Source organism: Novosphingobium sp., assembly GCF_041905565.1.
In the GTDB taxonomy this organism is placed as follows: domain Bacteria; phylum Pseudomonadota; class Alphaproteobacteria; order Sphingomonadales; family Sphingomonadaceae; genus Novosphingobium.
On the sequence record NZ_JAYRKX010000010.1, the window covers coordinates 122,897 to 130,000 of the forward strand.

4 protein-coding genes are annotated in these 7,104 nt (G+C 65.6%); 1 reads left to right on the top strand and 3 read right to left on the bottom strand.

Annotation, left to right across the window (positions count from 1 at the left end; all coding sequences use genetic code 11):
* Window positions 1–120 precede the first annotated feature (120 nt).
* Window positions 121–1,170, top strand: coding sequence for a class A beta-lactamase (gene bla / locus ACE3N9_RS10035; protein WP_374283418.1), 1,050 nt, complete (start codon window positions 121–123; stop codon window positions 1,168–1,170).
* Window positions 1,171–1,322: 152 nt separating this feature from the next.
* On the opposite strand, the gene ACE3N9_RS10040 is transcribed toward bla, so the two are convergent.
* The 3 genes from ACE3N9_RS10040 to ACE3N9_RS10050 form a co-directional block, all read right to left on the bottom strand.
* Window positions 1,323–4,076, bottom strand: a complete 2,754-nt coding sequence (locus ACE3N9_RS10040) for a TonB-dependent receptor plug domain-containing protein (RefSeq protein WP_374283420.1) — start codon at window positions 4,074–4,076, stop codon at window positions 1,323–1,325.
* 157 nt (window positions 4,077–4,233) lie between these two features.
* Window positions 4,234–5,523, bottom strand: coding sequence for an acyl-CoA dehydrogenase family protein (locus tag ACE3N9_RS10045; RefSeq protein WP_374283421.1), 1,290 nt, complete (start codon window positions 5,521–5,523; stop codon window positions 4,234–4,236).
* 2 nt (window positions 5,524–5,525) lie between these two features.
* Complete coding sequence (locus ACE3N9_RS10050; protein ID WP_374283423.1) at window positions 5,526–6,890, bottom strand: phosphotransferase family protein; 1,365 nt, start codon at window positions 6,888–6,890, stop codon at window positions 5,526–5,528.
* Window positions 6,891–7,104 lie beyond the last annotated feature (214 nt).

Here is a 7,104-nt window from a genome sequence, read left to right on the forward strand (position 1 = left end):
ATTTGCCCGCAAGCCAGCCTCGCTTCGTCGCGCATGGATTGAGTGGCGGAGTCGCGTTAGTCAGACTGAAAGCATGTTCGGGCTATCGCTGTTGCCGTGAAGACGGGACTGATTTCACGCTTGCTGGCCGTTGCGGCCGTCGCCGGGGCTCTTGCCGCGCCCGGCACTGCTGCGGCCCGCGGCGACAATCTTGAATTCGAATTCGACCGCGTGCTGGGCAGCGAACCGCGCACCCCGCGTGAAGTGCCCGCCCTGCCGCCGGTGCAGCCGCGCCGCGCGGTGGCGGTGGAACAGTTCGTCGCGCCCGCGCCGCGCAGCTATGCCAATGGCCTTGAAGCCCAGATCGCCGCGCTGGCCGCGCCAGCGCAGGGCCGGATCGGCGTGGCCGCACTTGACCTGTCGACGGGGCGGAATGTGTCTGTCCTCGGCAACCAGCCCTTCCCGCTGGCCAGCACCAGCAAGGTGGCGATCGCCGCAACCTTCCTGGCCGGGGTGGATCAGGGCAAGTTCCGCCTGACCGACCAGTTCCCGCTGCTTGTTCCGGTTCGTTCGGCCCGCTTCTCAAGCGAAGCAGCCCCGGTGCGCGCCAGCACGATGATGAGCGCGCAGGGCCTGATCGAACTCGCCATTACCCGCAGCGACAATCCGGCCGCCGATGCCCTGCTCGCTGCGGTCGGCGGACCGCAGGCGGTCAACCGCTGGCTGCGCGAAGCCGGACTGTCGGGCATGCGCATGGACCGCGACATCGCCACGCTGGTGCGCGACGATGGCGAATTCAACCCCGCCACCACGATCGACCCGCGTGACAGCGCCACGCCGCTGGCGATGGTCGAACTGCTGGGCGGGCTCTATCGCGGCCAGTGGCTGAGCAAGCCCAGCCGCGACGTGCTGATCGGGGCAATGGGCCGGACCGTGACCGGCAAGCGCCGGATGCGCGCGCTGCTGCCGGAAGACGCCGGCATTGCCCACAAGACCGGCACGCTCTCGAATACCGCCAGCGACGTGGGGATCATCACTACGCCCGATGGCCGCAGCATTGCCGTGGCGATCTATGTCACCGGCCAAGGGGGCAAGCCGGCCCGCGATGCCCGCATCGCCACGATCGCCCGCGCGATCTACGACGGCTACCAGTTCGAAGCGTCAAGCGTTCGCCGCACCGCCTCGCGCTGACCCCGGCATCCGCGCCGTCTATCCCAGCCCCGCAAGTACCGCCGCACCCTTTGCCGCACGGCCCTGGCCTGCGTTGGCGTTCCTGCAGCCAAAGGAAAAGAGCGCGCCGGTTGACCCGACGCGCTCTCCCCCTCTCCAGCTCGTGAAACGGTTTAGAAGTCGATGCTCGCCCGCGCGTAGAGGTAGCGGCCATTGAAGCCGAAGGGCGAGAAGATCGAGTACGGGATGTACTGCTGGTTGGCCGGATAGCTCCCGCCGATCGCCGCCGGACGCAGGCCGTAGGGCGAACGATCCGGGTAAACATCGAACACGTTGTCCGCGCCGATCGCCAGGCTCATCCCGGCCATCGGCTTGACCCGCAGTTCCAGGTCGGTGATCCACTTGGCCCGCAGGTGGATGTCATCCGGGCCATAATCGGTCAGGCTGGTCGGATTGGCGATCGGGTTGGCCGATCCGGGTGAAGTAACCTTGCCATAGCGCGTGCTGCGTGCGGTCAGGCCAACGATGCCCAGGTCGCCGTCCAGGCTCAGCACCACCTTGTCGCGCGGCTGGCCTTCGGTGAAGCGCAGCCCTTCGACGCGGCCGAACAGGATCACGCCCGGAATGGTCGCCAGCGGACCCAGGTCGTTCTTGCGCGCCAGGATCTTCTGCTTGTTGTAGTTGTAGGCGGCGGTCAGGTTCCACTTGCCGAAGCCCTCCAGCGGCAGACGCCAGTTGAGCACGGCGTCGACGCCTTCGGTGCGGGTGTTGAGGCCATTGATGAAGAACCGCGCCGCGCCGACCGAGTTGAACCCGTTGGCATCCAGCACCGCCTTGACCGCGGCATTGACCGAGGCCGAACCACTACCCGCCGCGCCGAGGTTTTCGGTCAGCACGATCCGGTCGTTGATCCGGATGTTGTAGTAATCGACCGTCAGCGTCACCCCGCTGAGCGGGTTGGCGGTGAACCCGCCCGACAGGTTGAACGACTTTTCAGGCTTGAGGTCCTTCGAACCCAGCGCCCGCGCGACCGGGCTGCTGACCGCCACGGTCGAAATGTCGACTGGCACGCCGGCGATGAAGTTGGTCGACGTGGTGGTGAAATACTGCTGGTGCAGCGACGGCGCGCGGAAGCCGTTCGACACCGAGCCGCGCAGCGCGAAGCCGGGGACGAATTCATAGCGCGCCGCAAACTTGCCGGTCAGCGTATCGCCAAAGTCCGAATAGTGTTCGAACCGGGCGGCGGCCGTGGTGGTCAGCCCGGCGACGATTTCAGTATCAAGCTCGACATAGCCGGCCACCGAATGGCGCCGCACTTCGGTCGCGCTGGCGAGCGGAATGCCGGGGAAGCCCTGGGCGCCGGCGGCGGCCCCGCGGCCTGGGAACGAGCAGACGCCGGTTCCGGCGTTGTACACGCCCTGCTGCAGCGCGCAGCCGGCTGCCGTGGTGGTGACAGCAGACTTGAAATAGGGCCCGATCGCATAGGACTGCAGTTCGCCCGGGCGGATCTTGAACTGTTCGTTGCGGTATTCCGCCCCGAAAGCAAAGGTCAGCGGCTTGGCGAAGCCCAGTTCGAATTCGCGACTGACGTCAAGATTGGCCAGCATCTGGCGATAGTCCAGCCCGCCGGCATCGAAGCTGCGCTGGCTTTGCGGACCGAAGCTGGTGTTGAGCGAGTTTTCGACCCGGTAATCGAACGTGTTCTGGCCGAAGCCGAACGAACCATCGACATTCCAGTCACCCGAGGTGGTGCGCAGCCCCATGGTGGCCGCGCGGTCGGTCAGGTCCGAAGTGATGAACGGCAGAAACCCATCCGGGGTCAGCGCAACGAAGTTGGCGTTGGTCGGCGAGGTGCCCGGCGCCAGCACCGAGAAATCGCGGTTGGCAGCGGCATTCTGCTGCCGATAGTTCGCCGCGCTGACCGAATCGCGCTGGTCGAAGCTGGCGAAGGCATAGAGCTCCAGATCGTCGGTCAGCGGCACGGCGGCATTGGCGAACAGGATGAAATCGTCCGCCTTCGGATCGCCAAAGCGGAATTGCAGGCGGTTGAAGGTCAGCTCGCGTGCGTCCCAGGTGGTCGCGGTCGGGCGGATGTAGTTGGGCCGCAGGTCAAAGCCCTGGCGGTTGGTATAGCCGCGATGGCGGTATTCGGCGGTGAAGTTCAGGTACCCGCCCTTGTTGCCGAAGAACGGCAGGCCGATGTTGGTCGCCACCGAATAGCTTTCGCCGTCCTTGGCCTTGCGTTCGCCATCGACCAGCGCCTGGAAATAGCGGCTGTCGGTCGTATCCAGCACTGGCGCACCGCCCGAGGTGACCAGGCCGGTGACATTGTCGACACCGCTGATGGTGGTGTCGTACTTGCCATAGCTGATCGTTGCGCGGCCGCCTTCGCTGGCCTTCTTAAGGCGGACGTTGATCACGCCCGCGATCGCGTCCGACCCGTATTGCGACGACGCGCCATCGCGCAGCACTTCGATCCGGTCGATCGCGAGGGCCGGAATGGCGTTCATATCGACCGCGGCCGAACCGCGCCCGACCGTGCCGTTGATGTTGAGCAGCGCGGAAACGTGGCGGCGCTTGCCGTTGACCAGCACCAGAGTCTGGTCGGGGCCAAGGCCGCGCAGCGTGGCCGGGCGCAGCGCGTCCGAACCATCGGCAATCGCCGGCTGGGGGAAATTGAAGCTGGGGACCAGCTTGTTCAGGATCTTGTTGGTTTCGACCTGACCGCTTTCGGTGATAGCGGCGCCCGACAGCACGTCGACCGGAACGGGCGAATCCTGCACCGTGCGCGTGGAGGTGCGGGTGCCGGTGACGATGATGGTCGGTTCAGCGGCCGCGTCTTCGGCGGCGTTCTGGGCCTGGACCGGCGTGCTGAGGGCAAGGCCGGAAAGCGAGGCGAGCAAGGAAATGCGGAGCGACGATCGCATATGTGGTTCCCCGAATATTGAGGCGCCACCTCCTCCCCAGGACAGGCGCCCATTTTCCTCGGTAACTTTACGCATTTAGCCCCTACGCAAACAAGCCGCCCGCAACGATTGCGGACGGCCTGTTGCATTGCTGCAACGCAGGCGTCGCAGGCCTGTATTACTTGGCGTAGAGCGCCTTGCGCGGCCCCATGTAGCCGAACAGGTAGCCGGCGACCTTGCGCATCTGGATCTCCTCCGCTCCTTCGGTGATCCGGTAGCGGCGGTGGTGGCGATAGATGTGTTCGAACGGCTTGTGCCGCGAATAGCCGATCCCGCCGTGGACCTGCATGGCCCGGTCGGCGGCCTCGCAGCCCAGGCGGTTCGCCCAGTAGTTGCACATGGAGATCTTGTCCGACAGCTCGTGCTCGATCTGCTTGTGTTCCATCTGGTCCATCTGCCAGGCGGTCTTGTAGATCAGCATCCGCAGCATTTCGCACTGGGTGGCCAGTTCGACCAGCGGGAACTGGATCCCCTGGTTGCGCGCCAGATCCTGCCCGAACGGCTTGCGCTCACGCGCGTACTTGACCGATTCCTCGACGCAGAAGGTTGCCGCGCCAAGCGAGCTGGCGGCCTGGCGGATGCGGTTCTGGTGGACGAAGCTCTGCGCGATGGCGAGGCCGCCATCGACCGGGCCGAGCACCGCGCTTTCCGGCACCCAGCAATTCTCGAAATGCATGCGCGGGTGGTCGGTCGGCATGTTGAAGGTCCACATGTATTCATCGACCACCATGCCGGGAGTGCCGGCGGGCACGAGCAGGCAGGTGATCCCCTTCGCATCGCCATCCTGGCCCGAAGTGCGGCAGAACGCGGCGCAATGCGTGGCGACATGCATGCCGGTGATCCACATCTTCTCGCCGTCGATCCGCCACCCGGGTACGCCATCACGGGTTTCGCGCACCGCGCGGGTTTCCATATGTGTCGCGTCCGAGCCGTGGTGCGGTTCTGTCAGGCCAAAAGCAACGCGGCGGTTGCGTTCGAACCCGCCGGTGATGAATTCCTTCTGCTGCTCTTCGGTGCCGAAGTGTTCGAACATGTTGACGAAGGGGAAGTTGCCAACGATCGAATGTTCGTTCTGCAGGTCGTTGTGCAGACCCAGACCCATCTGGGTGAAGTGATCGCGGATCACCGCCATCCACAGGTTCGAGCCGTCCTTGCCGCCGTATTTCTTCGGCGCGGAAAAGCGCCAGTGGCCGGCCTTGTCCGCACGGAGCGAAGCTTCGCGCAGCAGTTCTTCCCATTCGTGGCGGGGCAGGCCGTCGTTGTCGAAATCGGTCCGCGCCCATTCGCGGCGGTGGTCGAAGAAGCGGATGTTGTCATCCTGCTGTTCGAGCGGACGGATTTCCTTTTCGATGAAGGCGTCGAGTTCGGCGAGATAATCGACCAGATCCTGGGGCAGCGCAAAATCCATTGTCAGTTCCCTTCCCATTTGGCCCGGGCCAGCGCCAGCGCGGGATATTTCGGCATGTCGGCGGAAAGCTTGCCCAGCGCCATGCGGCGCAGCCGGGCGAGCAGGCCCGGAGTGGCGAGATCGGCGCGTCCGGCCAGCAAATCGTCAGCCAGCGCCTTGTCGGTTGCCTGGGGGCGCTGCTCGATCTCGCGCGCGACGATCCCCAGTGCGTTGCGGGCGACCGCCAAGTTGAACTTCGACCGGCCGCTGACCAGCGGCTTGATGTCGGAATTCAGCCATTCGGAAATCGCGGTCAGCACCTCGGCCCCGTTCGGCTCGCCCGTACCGGGCAGCAAGGGATCGGCGGCGGGCGGCAACGGGCGGTTGCGCTCGGCCTCGGGGGCCATTTCCTCGAGCAGCAGCAGCAGGTCGAGCTCCTGCTCGCTGGTGCGCCGCGCCACGACCACGCGTTCGAGCGAACGATCGAGATGACCTCGCCAGGTGTTGCCCATCTGCATGCAGCCCAGCGCCCACCAGAACGTGCGATAGACCAGCCAGAACCGGAACCGGACCGGATCGAACGTCTCGCCCCCCGCCGCTTCATAGGCGCGCGCCAGCGCCTCGACCGAGGCCAGCCCGAAGGCCGGGCGATCGGGACGGGCGAAGCGCCACACGGTCATGCAGCCATAGGCCAGGTCCTCGTGCGGGTCGCCGATATGGGCGAGCTCCCAGTCGAGCACCCCAGTCAGGTGACCCTGGTCGACCAGCACGTTGCCCATCCGGAAATCGCCGTGGACCAGCCGCGGCGGAACGGCTGCGGGCACGTTCGCTTCCAGCCAGCGCAGCGCGAGACTGAGGATCGGACGGTCGCCGCCATAAGAAAGGTAGCGTTCGCGCAAGGTCGCCAGCGCCTCGCGGTTTTCGAACACGGGGAAATCGCCCAGCTGCGACACGTCGATCCGGTGGGTTGCGGCCAGTTCGCGCCCCAGCTCGGCAACCAGCACTTCGCCGTCACTTTCCGCCAGGATCTCGGCCGGGTCGGGCGTGCCCGGAATCGCGCGCATGATGAAGCCGCTGCCGATGCCGTCCTGCGGCTCGAGCACGACCAGCACTTCAGGCGCTTTGACCCCGGCCCGGCAGGCGGCGCGGATCAGCGCGGCTTCGCCTTCCAGCCCGATTGCCCGGCCGCCGACCAGCGCCTCTCCTCCGGGCGCGCGGCGCAACACGCAGGTTTCATGGCCGGCGGTAAAGCGCCAGCTTTCCATGTTGGCCCCGCCCGACAGGCGCTCAAGCCCCTGCGGCGCGGGCAGGCCGATCCGCGCCAGTGCCGCAGCCAGCCCACGCGCCAGCACCCCGGCCGCATCGTTAGACGGTGCCTGTTCGGACAAGGCCATTCCTCTCCTGTCGTTATCGCTTGGGGAGAGGTTTAATCGGGCGATTAAAATAGATCAAGCGCGCTGGTGGCACGCAAAAGAAAGGCGATTGTATACCTTGCAAACACGGTGAAGCACTGCTATAAGACTCTCATACGGAGTCAAAGCAATGTCTGTCCTGTCCAAGCCCTACTTTCACGACGAAGAAGCCGCCTTCACTTACCTTGAG